The following is a 20314-nucleotide window of genomic DNA, read 5'->3' as shown; positions in this document are numbered from 1 at the left end:
GACCCACACGAGACAGTCACATGGTCCGAAAGCGGCCCCCTCATGAAGGTGGCAACGTCCGCATCCTGATGCCCGAAGCTTAGCGGAAGTTGTTCGGATACTCGGGGCACTCGCTTGTAGTTGCGACTGTGAATACGCCCGGCTCTGAGCGCTAGTCCGAACGGGATGTCACCCTGGCGGTAGCACGCCGCACCGCCGGTTTCGTGGTGAGTTCATCCAGTGTGGTGGAGAATTCGAAGCCCTTTTCGTTCTCACGCGTCACCACAAACCCAAGCTTGCGATGGAACGCGATAGACAACCGGTTGGTCTTGTAGACATGGCTTCGTAGCTCACCGATCCGTCGTTCGCTCGCCAGTGTTGCAATCTTCGCGAACAGTTCATTTACTACGGTGTACGTCCGATGCAAGGGATGAGTACCAAACGCACCTACGAACCAGTACGCTCCTGCTTCCGGCCGAAGCATTGCATAAGCCACGAGTTTGCCGTCCCGTCGTACGTAGCACACCTCATTAATCTCCAGGGATTTGCACAATTTCGCCCGGTGCTCGTCTACGTCGAAGGTGTCGCCAGCTCGCTCAGTGTGCTCACGTAACGTCAGTACATCAAGTGCAAGAAGTTCATCAACAGAAGGAGACATAGGGGGAGGTAAGGATGATGGAGAAGCGCACTGCAAGAATACTTCGGATCAAAACTTTCGCGAATTCATGCTACCTCGCTGACTGACCGCTTCTGGCCGCCTCGCGCCCGACGCATGAGCGCGACGAACATCGCCGGGCGGCCGCGCGATGCAACAGGCGTAACACGACCCATATGGGACAGCCGAGCCACCCCAAAGCGGACATTCAACGCCTTCAGTTTGGCACTGTGAGCATGAGATTTTCGAATACATGCGAGTGTTTCGAAGCACGCTGGCGCGCTACGCGGCAGTGGCCTGAATAAGACGCAGCCCCCATCCCGTCTTCAACGTACTGTCTTCGCGCTGCATAGGGGCAAACGCCGACAATAGTTCGCTCTTGAACTGCGCGCGCGCTGCTTCCGACATCCTGTCAGTATCGTAAGTGTCCAGCATATCCAACCATAACTGCTCGGGCGTAGGGTTCCAATCAATTTCGAGGTCTTCAAAGACGACATCAACAAAATCACGCTGGAGCAGTTCGCTCCACCCAGCTTCGCTGCGTGTGCGAGCATCACCGAGTGGTAAGTGAGCCAGATTCGCCTTCGCAATCGGTCTGAATATTTGTAAAAACACTTCGCCGACTTTCCCGGTCAGAAAGGCACGCCCGACGACGGCGGAAAAGCTACCGCCTTTACGCAATATCCGATGGATTTCACGAATTACCCGCTCTATGTCGTCCATTAGCATCAGGGCCATGTGGGACAGCACATAGTCCACCGATCCGGTATAGAGCGACAGCTCTTGTGCGCGCTCATTGATCAACCGCACATCCTTTGGCAATACCGCCCGGGCCGCACTCAGCTCGCCGTCGCTCATGTCGATACCGATCAACTTCGTACCTGCGTGGCCCCTGTCGCTCAGAATTTGCAGCAGCGGCCCATCACCACATGCCAGATCGACCACAGTGCGCGACATCTCGTCATTCGGCACACGTCGAGCCAGTGCATGATAGGAAGACGGGTATTCCGCTTCCGTAGAACGCGCAGGACGGTTGCCATAGGCCCGGCTCGTTGCTCCTGCGCGACGCCGGTGAAAATCTTTCAAATAGATTTCTGCCTGGGATGTCATTCGTGTGTGACCCGGTTGTTCAATTCTTGGCAGTACGCTTGGCTCTGGATCGTTCAATTCCACGGGGATTGTCAACGAACTAGACCACGATGTCGACCGCCTATTCCTGGCCGGCTGCTGTCTCATGCGAATGGCATACATCGCGAAATCCAGCCACGGCGATCGACAACACGCGACCCTGAGCGGCGTGGTATTTCCTGACCGTTGCCGTGCCGTGATCTACGTGGTCTGTCTCGATTCGGGCACCGTGGGTGATGCGAATGCATGGGGATATTCGTTACGAAACCAATCTTTCACCTGCTCGTGGCTGAGCGCAAAGAATTCGCGCGATCGTGGTATCAAGACAAAACCAAAAGCGAGCAGACAGGTGGCGAGACCGAAGCACGTATAGACCTTGCCGACTGCCCAATGCGTGAGCGCCGCGCCGGCGACCATCGGGCCAAGAATGCCCGCAATCTGCGTGGTCATCATGCTCGCAGCGAGAATGCGCACGCGGAAATTCTGCGGGATAGCCAATGAGCGGTGAGTCGCACCAACGAGCCCCATCGATGCATTGGCGAACCCCACACATGTAAGCGTCAATACGAGAACGGCGGGTGAGTGGGCCCAGCCCGAAGCAGCAAGTGCCAGCCCTTCGCACATCGCGGCCCCCACCCGGACGTTGAATCGGCCGAAACGACTGACCAGTGCATCAGAACCACGAAAGCTTCCGAGTAGTAAACCTATGGATAAGGCCGCTTCGCAAACACCTAGCCACAGACCCGACAGCCCGAGTGATTGAACTTTGAGTGGGATCAGCATGCCGACTGCGGGGCCCTGGAATATCCAGACGAGGAAGTTTACGAGTGTCCAGCCGCGCTCCAACGGGACGAACCATTTAGCATGCAGTCCTGCGCGCAGGTCTTCCCACCAACGGGCTAGACCACGATGGTGTTCGCGATGCTGAGATTGGGGTGGAAGATGCAAAGTCACGTAAGCAGCGACGCCGAGCAGTATGCCGTTCATCCAGAATGTTGCAGCTATGCCGCCCAAGGTCAGTGTCGCACCAGCCAATGCTGGCCCTAAGGCACGGCCAACTGCCTGCGTCGATTTACGAAGACGAAGCGCTTCGCCCAGACGATTCGCCGGAACAAGTTCAGCCGAAATGGTGGAACTGGCCGGATCAACGAAAGCTTTCGCTATAACGGTGACCACGCCTATGCAGATGATGAGCATGAGTCGGTAGTCGGACAGCGAGGCGAGCGTCGCGAGGGTGAAGGCGACGATCATCAAGGCGCATATACCCCATGCCATCTGCTGTCTCTTTGCGTAGCGATCCCCGAGTGGCGCAAGCAGTGGCATCGCAAAAATCGTGGTGATGGCGATGCTGACGCTGTAGATCGCCAAGTCATGAGCGCCGCCCCGGTGAACGATCCACCAAGGGAGCGTGATATAGCCAACCATTTCTGCCAGGATCCTCATCAGGTCGCTGAGAAGCAGACTGGCAAGAGGGACGTCGATCGAGTTTACGCGAGCCTTGATTTCCCGAATCACCGTCTTCCCCCTGTTGAGCATCGATGATGCTACCTCAACATTTTTCTCGCCGTTTAGATGCCCGTCTCCAGGGGCCGACGTGTCACTAGTGGACGCCGTACACAGTCACCGTTGGCGACGCTTCGGGTAGCGATTTCATCAATTCGTTGCATCGACGGGTTGAATCCGCAGCCGAAAGGTGCCCATCCTCCCCGCACTCCCCGGCAACTCGTGGTGAATCTGTTCCATCGGCGATACGTATCGCTACAGCCCGAGTGCCCCCGCCGCAAGCATCGCAACCTCCAGCCGCGTATCGGCCGGCAACTCGTCTTCCATCAACCACACGGCCGACAGCCCAGCCCACGCGAGTATCCATTGCAGCAACCGCCGCCGGTCGAGCTGCGCGGCATCTGCCACGACCGCGACACGCCGCTCGAAACGCACGGGATCGACCGCGCTGTCATGCGCGGGATTGCAGAACAGGTTCGCGTAATCGAACGTGCGCTCGCCGCGCAGCCCTTTCGGGTCGATCGCGCGCCAGCCGCGATCGCCGAAATGAAGGATGTTGTCGTGGTGAATGTCGCCGTCCAGCACGACTTCGTCGCCGGAGGGCTCGGCCAGCAACTGGCGGGCGATCGTTGCCGAGCGGCGCAGTGCGTCGTTGTCGGCGTCGTTCGACAGCAGCGCGTAGAACCAGTCGTGCAGCGGCACGACCGGAGGTAACTGCGGTGCACGATGCGCGTGCAGTCGCGCGACGACGTCGCAGGCGATGCGCATCGCATCGTCGTCGTGGCCCGCAGCCGACAACGCGGCCAGCGACGGCGCTGGCTGCGCGCGTTCGAGCAGGATCGCGTCGCCGTCGTGCTGCCACACCTGCGCGGCGCCTTGCCCATTCCACCAGGCCATCAGCGCATTGCCGCGCCGCTCTTCGTCGCAAGTGGCGACTTTCAGCATCGCCGGCCGCGCGTGCCAGACGACCGGCAACAGGCCGCCGCTCGCGGTCAGGATCGGGCCGCCGTCTGGGACGAGGCCCCACAGGTCGAGGTATCGATCGAACATCCGACGATGGTACAAGCGAACCGGCTCGCGTGCCCGGCGCGCTTGGCCGCGACGACATGCCGCGGACCGGCATACGCGGCGCGAGCGGGCTCCGAAGCGCTTCCCTAAATAAAATTTAGCCAGCCAAACTTTGGCTAAAGAATGTTCCGGTTTCGCGCCATCCCTTCGACAATGCGCGCCTTTCGTGACCGATCGGCGCGTGTCGCGCGCCGGCCGTCGCGGCACTGAAGAAGGAGCCCGACATGACCGACCCCACCGCCAACCCGCCGCCACCGCCCGCGCCGCCATCCGCACCGCCGCGCCGCCGCCGCGTAGGGCGTACGCTCGCGGGCGCGCTGCTCGGCCTGACGCTCGCGTGCGCGGGCATCGGCGCATGGACGATCGATCGCATCTGGACGCAATTGCCGTCCGTCGAACACCTGGCCGTCTATCGTCCCGCGCTACCGCTGCGGATCTTCTCGCGCGACGGCGACCTACTGGCCGAATATGGTATCGAGCGGCGCGAGTTCGTGCCGCTCGAACGCATCCCGCCGCTGATGCGGCATGCGCTGCTCGCGGCCGAGGACGCGAAGTTCTACGAGCACGGCCCGGTCGATGTCGGCGGCCTCGCGCGCGCGACGTTCGCGAACGTGGTGACGGGGCAGCCGGGGCAGGGCGGCAGCACGATCACGATGCAGGTCGCGCGCAACTTCTACCTGACGCGCGACAAGGTGCTGAGCCGCAAGCTCGCCGAGATCCTGATGGCGGCCAAGCTCGAACGCGAATACAGCAAGGACAAGCTGCTCGAGCTGTACATGAACGAGATCTATCTGGGCGAGCGCGCGTACGGCTTTGCGGCCGCCGCGCACGTGTACTTCGGCAAGCCGCTCGACGCGCTGAGCGCGGGCGAGGCGGCGGTGCTCGCCGGGCTGCCGAAGGCGCCGTCCGCGTTCAACCCGGTCGTCAACCCGGCGCGCGCGACCGCGCGGCGCAACTACGTGCTCGGCCGGATGCATGCGCTCGGCCAGCTCGACGAGGTGACGTATCGCGCGGCCGTCGACGCGCCGATCGCGCTGGCGACCACGCCGCCGCCCGGCATCATCGCGGCGCCGTACGTCGCCGAGCGGGCGCGCCGGATGATGGTCGAGCGGTTTCATGACGACGCGTACACGCTCGGCCTCGACGTGACGACCACCATCTCGATGCGCGACCAGCGCGCGGCCGAAGCCGCGCTCGAGCGCACGCTGAGCCGCCAGCCGCGCGCGAAGCGCGAGGCGCGCACCGGGCTCGAAGGCGCGCTCGTGTCGCTCGATGCGGCCACCGGCGACATGCTCGCGCTGGTCGGCGGCGCGGATTTCAACCGCAACGTGTTCGATCATGCGCTGCAGGCGTATCGCCAGCCGGGGTCGAGCTTCAAGCCGTTCGTCTATTCGGCGGCGCTGGAGAAGGGCTACTTCCCCGGCGTGCTCGTCGACGATACGCAGCGCACGCTCACGCACGCGGAAACCGGCGCACGGCCGTGGCGTCCGCGTAATTTCGGCAATCGCTACGAAGGCTTCATCCCGGTGCGGCGCGGGCTCGTGCGCTCGAAGAACCTGGTCGCGGTCAGCCTGATGCAGGCCACCGACGCGCGCTACGTGCAGCAGCACGCGGTGCACTTCGGCTTCGACGCGCAGCGCAATCCGGCGTCGCTGCCACTTGCGCTCGGCGCGGGCGCCGTAACGCCGCTCGAACTCGCGAGCGCCTACAGCGTGTTCGCGAACGGCGGGACGCGGATGGAGCCGCGCCTGATCCTGTCGGTGAAGCAGCGTCACGGCGGCGCGATGTACGAGGCGACCGTGCCAGCGGGCGAGCGGGTCGTGTCGGCGCGCAATGCGTTCGTGATGGACAGCATGCTGCGCGACGTCGTGCGGGCCGGCACCGCGCGCGGCGCGCTCGCGCTGCGGCGTGACGATGCGGCAGGCAAGACGGGCACGTCGAACGGGTCGAAGGACGTATGGTTCGCCGGCTATTCGTCGGGCATCGTCGCGGTCGCGTGGCTCGGCTACGACACGCCGCGCCCGATGGGGCGCGCGACCGGCGCGACGCTGGCGTTGCCCGTCTGGCTCGACTACATGAAGACGGCCGTCGACGGGCGTACGCCGCTCGATGCGACGCCGCCGCAGGACGTCGCGCTCGTCGACGGCGATTTCGTGTACGCCGAATACACGCGCGGCACATGCACGGCCGACGTGCCGGCGTATATCCGCAGCCGCTTTGCATGCGGCGGCGCGGCGGCCGTCGATGCGCCGGATGCACCGAACGCACCGGCCGGCAACGGCAAGCGCGACGAACCGATGCCTGCCGCCGTCGATGCGGCCGAGCGCGAACGCGTGCTCGACCTGTTCCGGACCGACGACTGACGCGCGCGATGCATACGCTTTATCTGATTGCGATCGTCGCTGAAGCGATGTCGGGGGCGCTGATGGGCATGCGCCGCGGGATGGACCGCTTCGGGCTCGCGCTCGTCGGCGCGGTGACGGCGCTCGGCGGCGGCACCGTGCGCGACGTGCTGCTCGGCCACTATCCGCTCGGCTGGATCGCGCATCCCGAATACCTGGTGATCACGCTCGTCGCGGCGACCGTCGCGTCGTGGGCGGCACGGCACGTCTCGCGGATGAAGACGCTGTTCGTCACCGTCGATGCGATCGGCCTCGCGGCGTTCACGATCATCGGCTGCGACGTCGGCGCGTCGACCGGCACGGCACCGATCATCGTCGTGCTGGCCGGCGCGATCACGGGCGTGTGCGGCGGGATGCTGCGCGATTTACTCTGCAACGAGATGCCGCTGATCCTGCGCGAGGAACTGTATGCGAGCGTCGCGTTCGTCACGGGTTCGCTGTATGTCGGGATGCAGCATCTCGGCATCGATGCGGGGTTCGCGACGCTCGTCGCGCTCGCGGCCGGCTTCTCGATGCGGATGCTCGCCGTGCGGCTCGGCTGGAAGATGCGCAGCTTCGGCGCGGCGGACGTCGAGCGTTGAGCGCTCGCGCCGATGCCTGCCGCGCCGGCACTCAGTCCGGCTGCATGACCTGAAAGACGTTCCCTTCCGGATCGATGCCGTCGACCATCCGGTACGGGAAGCCGTCGTAGCGCTTGAGATCGCGCACGGTCACGCCATCCCGGGCGAGCCGGTCGCGATGCGCGTCGATATCGGCGTCGATTCTGAATACGAGCTTCACGTTGCTGGTGGCTGCGTGCGCGTTCGTGCTTGCGGATGCGGCTGCATGACGGAACGCCGGGCCGGCCCGATGCAGCGCGAGTTCGATCGCGCCTGCGTCGAGCACGGTCCATTCGCCGTCGATTTCCTCGATGACGGGCAGTGCGAAATGCCGTTGATAGAACGCCTTCAGCAACGCGACGTCGCGGACGTACAGGATGATGCGGGTCATCGGAAGTGGCACGGAGTTTTCCTCGAAGGGGAGAGACGAACGATCTCGAGCGAAGGCCGCCGACGACGGCAGCACGCGACATCGAGCGACGCAACGATCTTGCGATACACGCCCACGCTACGCGGGCACCATCACCGGCGGTGTCCCGTCGCCGGTTTCCACCATCCTCACCGCGAAGCCATAGCACTGCGCGATATGGGCGGGCGTCATCACGTCGCGCGGTGCGCCGTGCGCGACGATCGTGCCGTCTGCGAGCATCGCGATCGCATCCGCATGCCGCGCGGCGAGATTCGGATCGTGGACGATCGCGAGCACGCCGAGCTGCCATTCGCGTGCGACGGCGCGCACGGTATCGAGCAGCCGGTGCTGGTGCGCGAGGTCGAGCGCGGCGGTTGGCTCGTCGAGCAGCAGATAACGCGGGCCGGCTTCCGTTGCGTCGTGGTCCGGCCACAGCTGCGCGAGGACGCGGGCGAACTGCACGCGCGCGAGTTCGCCGCCCGACAGCGTCGTGACGTCGCGGCCGACGAGCGCATCGGCGCCCGCACGTTCGAGCGCGCGCCACGCGATGTCGCGATCGCGGTGCGACGTGGCACCACTGCGCCGCGCATGCGGATAGCGGCCGAGCAGCACGATTTCATCGACGCTGAACGGGAACGCCGGCTGCGCGGCCTGCGGCAGCACCGCGCGCAGGCACGCGAGCCGCGGCGCGTCGATGCGCGCGAGCGGTTCGCCGTTCAGCGTGACGTCGCCCGTCACGCGCACGCCGTTCGGCGCGACGCTGCCGGTCAGCTCGCCGGCGAAGGTCTTCAGCAGCGTGCTCTTGCCCGCGCCGTTGCGGCCGAGCAGTGCGGTCACGCGGCCGGGTTCGATCGACAGCGACAGGTCGCGCAGGATCGTGTCGTGCCGGCGAGCGACGTCGAGGTGGTGGGCAGTCAGCATGGTCGTCGTGAAGAAGGGATTACCCGCCGAGCGCGCCGCGGTTCTTCCACAGCAGCGCGAGGAAGAACGGCGCGCCGAGCAGCGCGGTCAGCACGCCGAGCGGAATGTCGGCGGGCGCGGCGACGGTGCGCGCGGCAAGATCGGCCGCGAGCGTCAGCAACGCGCCGAGCAACGCGGCGCCGGGCAGCACGATGCGCTGGTCGGGGCCGCACGCGAGGCGCACGCAATGCGGCGCGACGAGCCCGATAAAGCCGATGATGCCCGCGCACGACACGAGCGCGCCGACCGTGAGCGCGACCGCGACGAGCACGCGCCGCTTCAGTTGCTGCACGGGCACGCCGAGATGCAGCGCTTCGGTTTCGCCGAGCTGCAGCGCGTTCAGCGCATCGCGTTCGCGCACGAGCAGCACGCAGCCGATCGCGACGCACGGCGCGACGGCCGCCAGCGTCGACCATTGCGCGCCGCCGAGGCTGCCGAGGCTCCAGAAGGTCAGCGAACGCAGCTGCGCGTCGTCGGCGACGAACGTGAGCAGCCCGATCGCCGCGCCGGCCAGCGCATTGATCGCGATGCCGGCGAGCAGCAGCAGCGGCAGCGCGAGCCGTCCGCGCGACGCGGCCAGGCGGTAGACGAGCGCCGCGACCGCGAGGCCGCCCGCGAACGCGGCCACCGGCAGCGCGGCCGCGCTCGCGTGCGCGGCAAAGAGCGCGGGACCGAGCACGATCAGCGTGGTCGCGCCGAGCGCGGCGCCGCTCGACACGCCGACGAGCCCCGGATCGGCGAGCGGATTGCGGAACAGCGCCTGCATCGCGGCGCCGGTCGCGCCGAAGCCGCCGCCGACCAGCAGCGCGAGCACGACGCGCGGCGCGCGGATGTCGAACAGCACCGCGCGCGCCTGTTGCGCGGCCGCGTCGCCGCTCAACGCGGCCCAGGCTTCCGCCAGCGGAATGCGGTACGCGCCGACGCACAGCGCGACGACGGACATCGCGCCCACCAGAACGGCGAGCGCGGCCAGGACGAATGGCGCGAAGCGGCGCGACGTGCCGAGGCGCGCGGCGCCGGCGCGCGAGGTGGGCGACGGCGCGTTGAAGGGCGAAGCGTGAGCGGGCATCGGGTCGGTCCGGAATCAGGCGAGCGCATCCGACAGGCGTCGATGCAGGGTCGTGACGGCGAGCGGCAGGCGCGGGCCGAAGCCGAGCAGGAACAGCGCGTCGAGCGATACGACGCGCCGTGCGCGGCCGGCCGGCGTCATGCTGAAGCCGGGTGTCGCGAGCAGCGCGGCGTGACCGCCGACGGCCGCCAGCCCTTCGTCGGAGATCAGCACGACGTCGGGCGCGGCCGCCGCGAGCGCCTCGGTCGTCAGCGGCTTGTAGTGATCGAAGCCCTGCATCGCGTTGCGCGCGCCTGCATAGCGGATCATCGCGTCGGCGGCCGTGCGCTGGCCGGCGACGAGCGCCTGGGTGCCGGTATGGTTCAGCACGAACAGCACGCGCGGCGGCTGCGCGCCGCCGGGCACGCGCGCGGCGACCGCGGCGCGCGCGGCCTGCCAGTCGCGATCGAAACGCTGCAGCAGCGCGGTGCCGGCGTCGCGCACGTCGAGCGCCTGCGCGACGCCGGTGATCTTCGCGCGCACCGATTCGACGTCGTGGCGCTCGTCGAACGTCGTCACCGTGACGCCGGCGCCTTTCACCTGCGCGAGCGCCGTCGGCGGGCCGGCTTCCGCCGAGGTCAGCACGAGATCGGGCCGCAGCGACAGCAGCCCTTCGGCCGACAGCGCGCGCTGGTAGCCGACCTTCGGCAGGCGCTTCGCGGCGTCGGGATACGTGCAGGTCGTGTCGGCGCCGACGAGCCGGTAACGCGGCGTCTCGGCGCCGCCGAGCGCGAAGGCGGTCTCCGCGAGCGCGCCGCCGATCACGATCACGCGCTTCGGGGCGGCCGGCGCGGCCTGGGCGAGCACGCCGCCGGGCAGCGCGCCCGCCAGCGCGCCGGCCAGCAGCGTACGGCGGCGCGGATCGAACGGCCGCGCGCTCACCGCGCACCCCCGCGTGCGGTCGCCGGCAGCGTCGCGACGAGCGCGCGCCAGTCGTCGCGCTCGACCTTGCCGGGCTTGCGCTCGCCGAACAGCAGCGCGACGTGGTCGCCCTGCCGGTCGAACAGCTCGAGCGACGTGACGATGCCGTCGCTCGTCGGCTTCTTCACGACCCATGCGGCGGCGATCAGGTCTTCGCGTACATGCAGGTTGAAGCCCGGATCGAGGACGTTGATCCACGCGCCGACTTCACGCACGTTCGCGACGGGGCCCGTATGGATCTGGATCATCCCCGCGTTGCCGACGAACACCATGATCGGCTGGCCGCTTTTCGCTGCGTGTTCGAGCACGTGGCGCAACGCATGCGCGGTTTCGACCGGATACGCGTAGTGCGGATCGGCGAGGCGCAGCGCCTGCATGCGGCTCACGCCGAAGCGCTGCGTGATGCCGAAGAACTGGTGCGTGTCGGTCATCGCGTCCCACGCGGCGCGAAAGCCCGCGACGTCGATTTCGGTGTCCGCGCGCTCGGGCATTTTCGGCGCGGCGGGCGCGACCTCGAGGCCCGGCTCCTGCGACGGCGCGCGCCAGCGTTCGACGAACGCGTCGTATGCGGCGTGATCGCTGTGCGCGCGCAGGTAGACCTTGTGGATCGCATGGCCTTGCGCATCGAAGAACTGCAGGCTCTTCAGCGGGCCGTGCGCGGTCTCGTCGCGCACCGCGAACGCCGACACCCAGTGACGATAGAAGATGCGCAGGTCGATGTCGCCGAGCGCGAGGCCGACAGGGCCGTCGTGGCTCATCTGCGCGTATTCGCCGTCCTTTTCGTGGACGGCCGTGTCGTTGCGCGTCAGCGCCATCACGCGACCGAGGCGCGGTATTTCCTCGAACATCGCCGGAAAGCGCGCGTCGAGCCGCACGACGTGCTCGCCGACGAACGCGGCGAGCGCCTCGGCTTCGCTGACGCCGAGCGCCTGCGCGACGTCGCGGTTGCGCAACTGGCGCTCGGTCTTGAGCTTGACGAACGCGTCGCGCAAGGCGGCGGCCGCGCGGGCCGGCGTGGCCGATTGACCGGGAAGGGCGGATTGCATCATGTCGGACTCCTTCAAGTAACGGTTGGGGTGGCAGCGCGGGCAACGCGCATCAGAAATCCACTTTCATGCTGACGGCGACCGTGCGGCCGGGCGACGAATACGCGTCGAGCACCTGCGAATCGGCCGCGAGGCCGCGCACGTCCGACCAGTTCCAGTACTTGCGGTCGAACAGGTTGCGGATGCCGATGGTGGCGCTCACGTGCTTGTTGAAGCGATAGCCGCCGCGCAGGTCGACGACGAATGACGACGGCGGCGCGAAGCACGACGTTCTAGTCCCCGGGCACGCGCTCGCGGGGATGTCCTTGTCGCGTTTCGCGGCCTGGAACAGCAGGTCGCTCTGCACGAACCAGCGCTCGCTCGGCTCGTAGCGCACGCCGAACACGGCCGAGAACGGGGTGATCGTGTCGAGCGGCTGGCTCGCCGCGCCGTCGTTCTGCGTCGAACCCTTGGTGAACGCCATCGCCGTCTTCAGCGTGATGCCGTTCGGCATCACCCATTCGGCGCGGCCTTCGAGGCCGTGGATGCGCGCGTCGGCGAAGTTCACGTACTGGAACACGAACGGGTCGACCGGGCGGCCGCTGCCGGCGATCGTCGTGCGCGAGATGAAGTTGCGGTAGCGGCCGGTGAACGCGGCCGCGCTGTAGCGCACGACGCCGTAGCCGGTGCCGGCCTTGCCGCGCAGGCCGGCTTCGAACGTGTCGCTGGTTTCGGGCTTCAGGTTCGGATTGCCGATCGACGTGTAGCCGTACACCGGGTTCGAGAAGCTGCTGTTCACCTGGTCGGGCGTCGGCGCGCGAAAGCCGTGCGCGTACTGCACGTACGGAATGACGGCGGGCGTGATCTCGTAGAGCACGGCGACGCGCGGCGACAGTTCGTTCGCGCTGGTCGACACGGCCTTGCCGGTGAACAGCGGATCGTTTTCGGTCGGGCTCAGCCGGTACGTGTCGAAGCGCAGGCCCGGCGTGACGAGCAGGCGGCCGAAGCCGATCTGGTCCTGCACGAACGCGCCGAACAGCGTGTAGTCGGTGTCGGGGAACGCCTTGTTCGGGAACGCTTCGCCGACGCCCGGCACCGTGCCGTCGCGCCTATTCGTCACGCGCGACAGGCTGCCGTCGACGCCATAGAGCAGCTTGTGCGCGAGCGGGCCGGTCGAGAAGCCGCTTTCGGCGAACGCGGCGCCGCCGAACGTGCGTTCCTTGTACTGGTTGTCGCGCGAACGCGAAGGCTGCCTGCCGCGCGTCTCGAACGCGTACTGGTCCTGCTTCGCGTCCTGGTAGTAGAACTGCACGTGCGCGGTCTGGAACCAGCGGAATGCGTCGTCGCGAAAGTCGTAATCGACGCTGAAGCGGTTGCGCTCGAGCCGGTCGTGGGTCGTGAGGCCGAGCGTCGCCGGCGCACTGATCGCCGACAGCACGTCGGTGCTCACGCGCCGCTGCACCGTTTCGGCGGTGAACTTGATCGTGTCGCGCGTGGTGGGCGTCAGCACGAGCTTGCCGAGCAGCGATTCCGAGTACACGTCCTGCGGGTTCGACGTCGTGCGCAGCGTGCTCGCCGAGTTGTTGCCGCCGCGCGTGTCGACCTCGTGGCCGCGCCGGCCGTCGGCGATGATCATCCCCTGGATGCGATCGTTGCCGCCGGCGGCCGACACGGTCGCGCCGATGCTGCGATCGGTCGAGTCGTAGCTCGGCCGGAACGAGAAGTAGTAAGGCTTGTGGTACACCGACAGCAGGTCGCGCGGGTCCTTCGTGATGAAGTTCACCGCGCCCGTCAGGCCGTCGCTGCCGTAGAGCGCCGACGCCGGCCCGCGCAGGATCTCGATGCGCTTGAGCGTGTCGAGATCGGCGTAGTCGCCGCGGCCCGCTTCGAGCGGCCCGAACGAGAACGCGTTCGGCAGGCGGATGCCGTCTTCCATCAGCAGCACGCGATTGCCTTCGAGGCCGCGGATGTTGATGCTCGAATCGCCGTCGCGGCCGCCCCCGAGCGCGGCGTTGCCGGGCCGGTACGCAGTGCGGCGCACCGTGACGCCCGGCTCGTAGCGCAGCGCGTCCTTGATGTTGGTGGCCTGCCGTTCTTCGAGATCCTCGTCGGTGATCACCGACACGGACGCCGCCGTGCGGCTCGCCGCGGTGGCGGTGCGGGTGGCCGTGACGGTGACGGGGTCGAGCAGCGCCGCATTGCCGCGCGCGGACGCGGCGGCGGTCAGGACGGCGGCAGGCGGGGTGGCGCCTTGCGGCGACGAATCGGCGTGAGCCGTGGCGGCGGACAGGCCGAACGCGCCGAACAGCGCGGCACAGATCGGCCGCCGCGCCAGCGTATAGCAATGCACAGGTGGTCTCCCATTGACGATAACAAGCCCGAAGGCTGGCTGGGTGACGCGTTCACCTGGCTGGCCCGTTTGCGCGCGACATGCGGCAAACGGCGATGTGAAAGGCAACTGACAACTTTACCAGTGTAAATGAGAATCATTATCAATACAAGGACGCAAAGCGACCCGTGCGAGTGAGCGCTCGCATGCACGGCTCGCCCGAGCCGGGGCGGAAATTTAGGAGAAACCGGCCCTAAGCCAGCGCTTCGATGCGAATCAGCAGATTGCGCGCATGCGCGATGAACGCATCGTGCGTCGCGCGATCGCTGTGGCTTTCGATGCCGGCCTGTTCGGCGAACGCGATCTGTTCGGTGTAGAGCTCGACGAGCGCACGGCGTGTGTCAGGCGGAAGCGCGCGGATCATCGACACGATCAGCAGTTCCTGCGCGCGAAGCATGCCGGACAGCGATTGGGGGTTCATGCTGGCCTCCTCGGACGATGCGGCGGCGGGCCGCTCTTTCCATACTAGGCGGTCGGCGTCCGCAACGGAGGCGAGGTGCGTGCGTGACGGCGAGCGGCACGCGATGCGACGCGAACGTCGTGCGATCCGACCTTCGCCGCGTGCGTGCGGGCCGCGCGAACCGGCGCGGGCACGGATGTGAACGGATGCGAACGGAATCAGCCGGCCGTGACGGCGGCCTGCGCATCGCGCACGACCTGCGCGACGCGTTCGACGAACTCGGCGTCGACGCTCGACAGCGCTTCGCGCTTGCCGTCGGGCATCTCGACCATCAGGCGATACGTGATGTCCTGCGTGACCCAGGTGAGATAGCCGACGACGGCGAGCATCACGCCGACCACCAGCGCGGCGCTCGATGCGCCGATGCCGCCGCCGATGGCGATGGCCGCGCCGATCAGCGAGATCAGCGACGGCACGAGACGGTTCTTCGGAATCTTGACGACGTCGACGTGGCGGATGTCACGCAGTGCGAATACCTGCCCGGCGGCCGACAGGCCGTTGCGCGTGACCATGACGCCACGTTCGTTGAATGCGTTTTCCATCGTGTGTTGCGTGGACGAAAACGCGCAGCGTAGCAGGTTTCGTTGCCGCGTCAAACGAGACCGACTGCCGCACGATGCGTGCGGCGCGGCCGACAGACGGGAAGCGGGTGGAACGGAAACGCGTTCAGAACTGCAGCCGGCCGTCGCCGTAAAGCCGGCCCGGCACGTGCGACGCGACGACCTCGGCGATCTCTTCGTCGGTCGATTCGGCCGGCACGATCTGGCGCCGCGCGGGCGCGTCGAGATGCATCGTCCATTCGACGAGGCGATACGGACGGCCCCAGGGGCGCTGCATTTCCACCGAGACGCGGCAACTCTGGACCGGCAGCGAGTGTTGGCACGTGAGAATCGCGTGCAGATGGCTGAAAACGGTATCTTCGATCATCGTGGCCTCCGATCCTGTCTTGTGGGCAGTTGATGGCGGTGCCGTAGGGGTGTCTCAAAAAAAAAGCCGCCGATGCTCAGGCGGCCAACAGGGGGGGTGAGAACATCCTCTCAGCCCAGAATTAAGCGAAACTTAAAAGCCCATAAAAAAGCGCCCCGCGTGGAGCGGGGCGCTGCTGCCGTCGTGATCCGCGAGTGACGCGGACAGTTAAGCGGATGCTTTAGAACTTGTGACGGATACCGACGCGAGCAGCCAGCTGGTTCGACGAACCGGTGCCCGACGTGTTGAAGTAGCTCGTGCTCGAACCGATCTGCGCCTGCACGTTGTTGCCCGATGCCTTCTGGTAGACGACCAGGCCGTACACGTCCGTACGCTTGCTGAGCGCGTAGTCGAGGCCGACGTTGCCCTGGTTCCAGTGCGCCGAGCTGCCGCTTTGCGTCGCGTTCGTGTACGTGTAGCCCGCTGCCGCCGACAGCGCCGGCGTGAACGCGTACTTCACGCCTGCTTCGTATGCGTTGTAGAACGTGCCTGATGCGCCTGCCGCGATCGGGGTGAACTGCGTGCGCGTCCACAGCAGCCACGCCGTTGCCGGGCCGAAGACATAGCGGCCGCCGACGCCATACGTGCGCAGGTCGCGGATGTTCGTCAGCGCGATGTTCGCGATCGACGTCGAGAATGCCGGCGTCGACTGGCTCGGGAAGCGGATGTCCGTGTACGCGGCGCCGAGCGAGAACGGGCCGTTCGCGTAGTTCAGGCCGAAGCTGTATGCGCGCGACGAGCCGCCGGTGTTGTTGGCGCCCGTGCCCTGTGCGCCGGCGAAGTCGGTCGAGTTCGAGAAGCCGTACAACGCGCCGAACGTGAAGCCGGCGTAGTTCGCGCTCTGGAACTTCACCGCGTTGTTGATGCGGCTCGACGTCAGCTGGTCGATGTCGTTCACGTGGTAAGCGTAGTTACCCGCGACCGTGTTGCCGCCCGTCGAGTAGTTCGAGCCGAGGATGTCGGTCGAGAACGAGTACTGGCGGCCGAACGTGACCGTGCCGTATTGCGCCTGGCTCAGGCCGACGTAAGCCTGGCGGCCGAAGATCGCGCCACCTTGGCCGATCGTGCCGTTGCCGCTGTTGAAGCCGTTTTCGAGCACGAAGATCGCCTTCAGGCCGCCACCGAGGTCTTCGGTGCCGCGCAGGCCCCAACGGCTGCCCTGGGCCACGCCGTCGTCGTACTTGAACAGCTTGCTGCTGCCGCTGGCGGTCTTGCTGTGGTTCACGTAGCTGATACCGGCATCGATGACGCCGTACAGGGTCACGCTGCTTTGTGCGTGCGCCGTGCCGGCCGTTGCGGCCAGGGCGGCGATGGTCAACAGTTTCTTGTTCAAAGGATTCTCCGAGCGAATGAATGGCGTGTCCAGTTGCGGTTCCGGCGCTCTCTACGGGCGCTTTCACGGACCGGCGCAACTTTATCGGCGGGCCACGTAATGAATATGACAGTGACTGTCATATGAAGAATGTGTGGTGCCGATGCGACACTGGATTTTGCCCGGTTGTATAGCGGGGAGTTATACCGATTTCGGCTGAGATTCGATCCCGATCAGGAATATGCACATGAAATAAGCTTGGTTGATGGCGTTCAGGCCCCGTGCCACGATCCGTGCTCCAACAAACGACATGGGACAAGAGGACAGCACATGCGACGTTCGATTCTGACCGGCCTCGGCGCACTCGCCGCCGCGCTGGCATTCGCCGCGCCCGGCGCGCACGCCGACTCCCAAACGCTGAAGATCGGCACGATGAGCGGCCCCGACGCGCAGATCTGGACCGAAGTGACGAAGGTCGCCGCGCGCGAAGGCCTCGCGATCAAGGTCATCGAGTTCAACGACTACGTGCAGCCGAACGCGGCGCTCGATGCGGGCGACCTCGACGCGAACGGCTTCCAGCACCAGCCGTTCCTCGACAGCCAGATCAAGCAGCGCGGCTACAAGATCGTCAACGTCGGGCTCACCTACACCGCGCCGATGGGCTTCTATTCGAAGAAGCTCAAGTCGCTGAAGGATTTGCCGGTCGGCGCGAAGGTCGGGATCCAGAACGATCCGTCGAACGGCAACCGCGCGCTGTTGCTGCTGCAGAAGTACGGGGTGATCAAGCTGAAGGCCGGCGCCGGCACGAACGGCGTAAACGCGACGCCGCTCGACGTCGCCGAGAACCCGAAGAAGATCAAGATCGTCGAACTCGACGCCGCGCAACTGCCGCGCGCGCTGCCTGACGTCGATGCCGCGTCGATCAACACCGACTACGCGGTCAAGGCCGGGCTCACGCCGGTGAAGGATGCGATCGCGATCGAGGATCTGCGCGGGCCGTACGCGAACCTGATCGCGGTGCGCGCGCAGGACAAGGACAAGCCGTGGGTGAAGAAGCTCGTCGCGGCCTATGAATCGGACGACGTGCGCAAGTTCATCGACCAGAAGTTCGGCGGCGCGATCGTGCCGGCGTTCTGAACGGTCTTCGTGCGCAGCGGCCGGCGGCGGATCGCCGGCTGCCGACGCGCACTCCGCAAAGCAAATCGCCCGCGCAAGCGGGCGATTTCGTTGGTGCATGCGATTGCATGCGCTGTGCGCCATGGCCCGGTGCGCGGGCCGCGCGCCCAGGCTCAGGCGGACAGCAGCGAACCGGTGCGGATCGCGGTCGCGCCGGCGATGCGCGCGACTTCCATGCCGGCCGTCGCGAAGCGCACGATCTGGCGCGCGTACAGCATGCCCGACACGCTGCTCTTCAGCGTGACGACGCGATCGGTCAGCGGATCGACGATGTCGGCCACGGCCTGGCCGGCCTCGATCATCACGCCGACCGGCGTGCGGAACACGATCACGCCCGACACGGGCGCGACGAGCGGATCGGTGCCCGCGAGCGGCGTGGCCGGATGCGCGAGCGGCGGCAGCGGCGCCGGCGTGCCTTCGACGAGGCCGCGCTCGGTCAGGTAGTCGACGATCGCCTGCGCATCCTTTTCGGCGAACTCGTACGACACGTCGCGTTCGCTGCGCAGTTCCACCGTGACTGAAATCGCGCCGTTCGGGATCGGGAAGCGGTCGCCGAAGCGGCTGCGCAGATCCGACCAGCAGAAGCTGTGGATTTCGTCGAACGGGTTGCCGACCGAATTCAGCGCGAGCAGCGACGCTTTTGCATCGAGATAGCGCGCCAGCGGCTCGACGTCCGGCCACAGATCGGGATTCGTGTACAGGTGCATCACCGCATCGCTGTCGCAGTGCAGGTCGAGCACGATATCGGCGTCGAACGACAGCTTCTGCAGCGCGAGGCGCTGCGAGTCGAGTTCGGTGCGCGGCTTCTGTTCGTCGAGCGCTTCGCGCATCGCGGTGCGCACGACGGCGAGATTGCGCTGCGCGTCGTTCGTGAGGCGGGTTTCGACACGCGGCAGCACGAGCGCCGCGAGATCGTAGAAATTGCGGTTGAAGTTCTGCATCGAGCCGAGCTCGAAGCGGCCGAGATGATCGCCGAACACGTGTTGCGAGAGGCCGATCGGGTTGGGCACGGGCACGATGACGACTTCGCCGCGCAGCTTGCCGGCCGTCTCGAGCGCGGCGATCTTGCGGCGCAGCAGCGTGGCGACCAGCATGCCGGGCAGCTCGTCCGCGTGCAGCGACGACTGGATGTAGACCTTCTTGCCGCCGCGCGGGCCGTAGTGGAAGCTGGTGATCTGGCGTTCGGTGCCGACGGCGGGGGAAATCAGCGGATGGGTCTGCGTTTGCATGATGAGGGAGTGCGGCGCAGCCGCGAATGATCCGTGTGCGTGGGAGATCGATTGTACGTTGCCTTTCTCGCCGCCATCAAACCGGCGCCGGAGCGCGCAGTTTTCCGTTTCGAATCATCAGGTTGGCGCGAAAAAAATAACGTCGCCCGCGCCGCGTGCAAAAAAAACGGGCTCCTTTGCGGAGCCCGTTCCCTTCGCGCCGAACCGCGCGTCTGTCGGCCGTATTACTTGCCGTAGACGTCGAAATCGAAGTACTTCTTCGCGATCTTGTCGTATGTGCCGTCCTTGCGCATGCCGGCGATCGCGCCGTCGATCTTCGTCTTCAGGTCGGTGTCTTCCTTGCGCAGGCCGATACCGGCGCCGTTGCCGAGCGTCTTCGGGTCGTCGAGATCCTTGCCGGCGAAGTCGAAGTTCGCGCCGCGCGGCGTCTTCAGGAAGCCGATCTCGGCTTGCACCGCGTCCTGCAGCGCGCCGTCCAGACGGCCGGAGATCAGGTCGGCGTAGACCTGGTCCTGGTTCTGGTAAGGCACGACCTTCACGCCCTTCGAGGCCCAGTACGTCTTCGCGTAGGTCTCCTGGATCGTGCCCTGCTCGACGCCGACCGACTTGCCCTTCAGCGATTCGGCCGTCGGCTGCAGGTTCGCGCCCTTCTTCGTGACGAGACGCGTCGGCGTGTTGAACAGCTTCGCCGAGAACGCGATCTGTTCGGCGCGCGCCGGCGTCATCGACATCGACGACAGCACGCCGTCGAACTTGCGGGCCTTCAGCGCCGGGATCATCCCGTCGAAGTCGTTTTCGATCCACACGCACTTCGCGTTGATGCGGCGGCAGATCTCGTTGCCGAGATCGACGTCGAAGCCGACCACCTTGCCGTCGGCGCCTTTCGATTCGAAAGGCGGGTAGCTTGCGTCGACGCCGAACCGCACGGTCGTCCAGTCCTTCGCGTACGCGCTGCCGGCCGATACGGCGAGCAGGGCCACGGTCACAGCCGCAAGAATCTTTTTCACTCGGTGACTCCTCGTTTT

19 protein-coding genes are annotated in these 20314 nt (G+C 66.3%); 3 read left to right on the top strand and 16 right to left on the bottom strand.

Going from position 1 to position 20314, the window contains the following annotated elements; all coding sequences use genetic code 11:
* Nucleotides 1-151 precede the first annotated feature (151 nt).
* The 4 genes from HWW87_RS31465 to HWW87_RS31450 form a co-directional block, all read right to left on the bottom strand.
* Nucleotides 152-637, bottom strand: coding sequence for a GNAT family N-acetyltransferase (locus tag HWW87_RS31465; RefSeq protein WP_175823572.1), 486 nt, complete (start codon nt 635-637; stop codon nt 152-154).
* A 279-nt stretch (nt 638-916) separates the two neighbouring features.
* A complete protein-coding gene (locus tag HWW87_RS31460; RefSeq protein ID WP_175823571.1) occupies nt 917-1744 on the bottom strand; it encodes a class I SAM-dependent methyltransferase in 828 nt (275 codons plus the stop codon).
* 219 nt (nt 1745-1963) lie between these two features.
* The gene (locus HWW87_RS31455) at nt 1964-3298 is read right to left on the bottom strand and encodes an MFS transporter (protein ID WP_244107375.1); all 1335 of its coding nucleotides are present in this window, start codon (nt 3296-3298) and stop codon (nt 1964-1966) included.
* Nucleotides 3299-3520: 222 nt separating this feature from the next.
* On the bottom strand, nt 3521-4315 hold the full coding sequence (locus HWW87_RS31450; RefSeq protein WP_175823570.1) for an aminoglycoside phosphotransferase family protein: 795 nt from the start codon (nt 4313-4315) through the stop codon (nt 3521-3523).
* A gap of 242 nt (nt 4316-4557) precedes the next feature.
* On the opposite strand from HWW87_RS31450, the gene HWW87_RS31445 reads away from it, so the two are divergent.
* Both HWW87_RS31445 and HWW87_RS31440 read left to right on the top strand, forming a co-directional pair.
* Nucleotides 4558-6696, top strand: coding sequence for a PBP1A family penicillin-binding protein (locus HWW87_RS31445; protein WP_175823569.1), 2139 nt, complete (start codon nt 4558-4560; stop codon nt 6694-6696).
* An 8-nt stretch (nt 6697-6704) separates the two neighbouring features.
* Entirely contained in the window at nt 6705-7316 is a 612-nt protein-coding gene (locus HWW87_RS31440; protein ID WP_175823568.1) for a trimeric intracellular cation channel family protein, read from the top strand.
* 31 nt (nt 7317-7347) lie between these two features.
* On the opposite strand, the gene HWW87_RS31435 is transcribed toward HWW87_RS31440, so the two are convergent.
* From HWW87_RS31435 to HWW87_RS31390, 10 genes are all read right to left on the bottom strand, one after another.
* Nucleotides 7348-7737, bottom strand: a complete 390-nt coding sequence (locus HWW87_RS31435) for a VOC family protein (protein WP_175823567.1) — start codon at nt 7735-7737, stop codon at nt 7348-7350.
* A 105-nt stretch (nt 7738-7842) separates the two neighbouring features.
* The gene (locus HWW87_RS31430; protein ID WP_175823566.1) at nt 7843-8664 is read right to left on the bottom strand and encodes a heme ABC transporter ATP-binding protein; all 822 of its coding nucleotides are present in this window, start codon (nt 8662-8664) and stop codon (nt 7843-7845) included.
* A gap of 19 nt (nt 8665-8683) precedes the next feature.
* Nucleotides 8684-9772 carry an iron ABC transporter permease gene (locus tag HWW87_RS31425; RefSeq protein WP_175823565.1) on the bottom strand — a complete coding sequence of 363 codons (1089 nt, stop codon included), beginning with the start codon at nt 9770-9772 and terminating at the stop codon, nt 8684-8686.
* Nucleotides 9773-9787: 15 nt separating this feature from the next.
* Complete coding sequence (locus HWW87_RS31420) at nt 9788-10657, bottom strand: ABC transporter substrate-binding protein (protein WP_244107377.1); 870 nt, start codon at nt 10655-10657, stop codon at nt 9788-9790.
* A gap of 32 nt (nt 10658-10689) precedes the next feature.
* The gene (locus HWW87_RS31415) at nt 10690-11781 is read right to left on the bottom strand and encodes a ChuX/HutX family heme-like substrate-binding protein (protein WP_175823563.1); all 1092 of its coding nucleotides are present in this window, start codon (nt 11779-11781) and stop codon (nt 10690-10692) included.
* A gap of 49 nt (nt 11782-11830) precedes the next feature.
* Nucleotides 11831-14107: a TonB-dependent hemoglobin/transferrin/lactoferrin family receptor gene (locus HWW87_RS31410; protein WP_175823562.1), complete on the bottom strand. Its 2277-nt coding sequence runs from the start codon at nt 14105-14107 to the stop codon at nt 11831-11833.
* Between the two features lie 232 nt (nt 14108-14339).
* The gene (locus tag HWW87_RS31405; RefSeq protein ID WP_175823561.1) at nt 14340-14567 is read right to left on the bottom strand and encodes a hypothetical protein; all 228 of its coding nucleotides are present in this window, start codon (nt 14565-14567) and stop codon (nt 14340-14342) included.
* A gap of 197 nt (nt 14568-14764) precedes the next feature.
* Nucleotides 14765-15148, bottom strand: coding sequence for a DUF6232 family protein (locus HWW87_RS31400; protein ID WP_175823560.1), 384 nt, complete (start codon nt 15146-15148; stop codon nt 14765-14767).
* A gap of 124 nt (nt 15149-15272) precedes the next feature.
* Nucleotides 15273-15533, bottom strand: a complete 261-nt coding sequence (locus tag HWW87_RS31395) for a DUF2866 domain-containing protein (protein ID WP_011548992.1) — start codon at nt 15531-15533, stop codon at nt 15273-15275.
* 220 nt (nt 15534-15753) lie between these two features.
* Nucleotides 15754-16905, bottom strand: a complete 1152-nt coding sequence (locus HWW87_RS31390) for a porin (protein ID WP_175823559.1) — start codon at nt 16903-16905, stop codon at nt 15754-15756.
* A 309-nt stretch (nt 16906-17214) separates the two neighbouring features.
* Here HWW87_RS31390 and HWW87_RS31385 point away from each other — a divergent pair, with 309 nt between their 5' ends.
* A complete protein-coding gene (locus tag HWW87_RS31385) occupies nt 17215-18021 on the top strand; it encodes a MetQ/NlpA family lipoprotein (RefSeq protein ID WP_175823558.1) in 807 nt (268 codons plus the stop codon).
* 152 nt (nt 18022-18173) lie between these two features.
* Here the strand turns inward: HWW87_RS31385 and HWW87_RS31380 are convergent, their stop codons facing one another.
* Nucleotides 18174-19289, bottom strand: coding sequence for a succinylglutamate desuccinylase/aspartoacylase family protein (locus HWW87_RS31380; protein WP_175823557.1), 1116 nt, complete (start codon nt 19287-19289; stop codon nt 18174-18176).
* A gap of 224 nt (nt 19290-19513) precedes the next feature.
* Nucleotides 19514-20296, bottom strand: a complete 783-nt coding sequence (locus HWW87_RS31375) for an ABC transporter substrate-binding protein (RefSeq protein WP_175823556.1) — start codon at nt 20294-20296, stop codon at nt 19514-19516.
* Nucleotides 20297-20314: the final 18 nt, after the last annotated feature.

This window comes from Burkholderia sp. BCC0419, assembly GCF_902830285.1.
Classification (GTDB): Bacteria; Pseudomonadota; Gammaproteobacteria; order Burkholderiales; family Burkholderiaceae; genus Burkholderia.
This window is presented reverse-complemented; position numbering and strand designations above follow the sequence as displayed.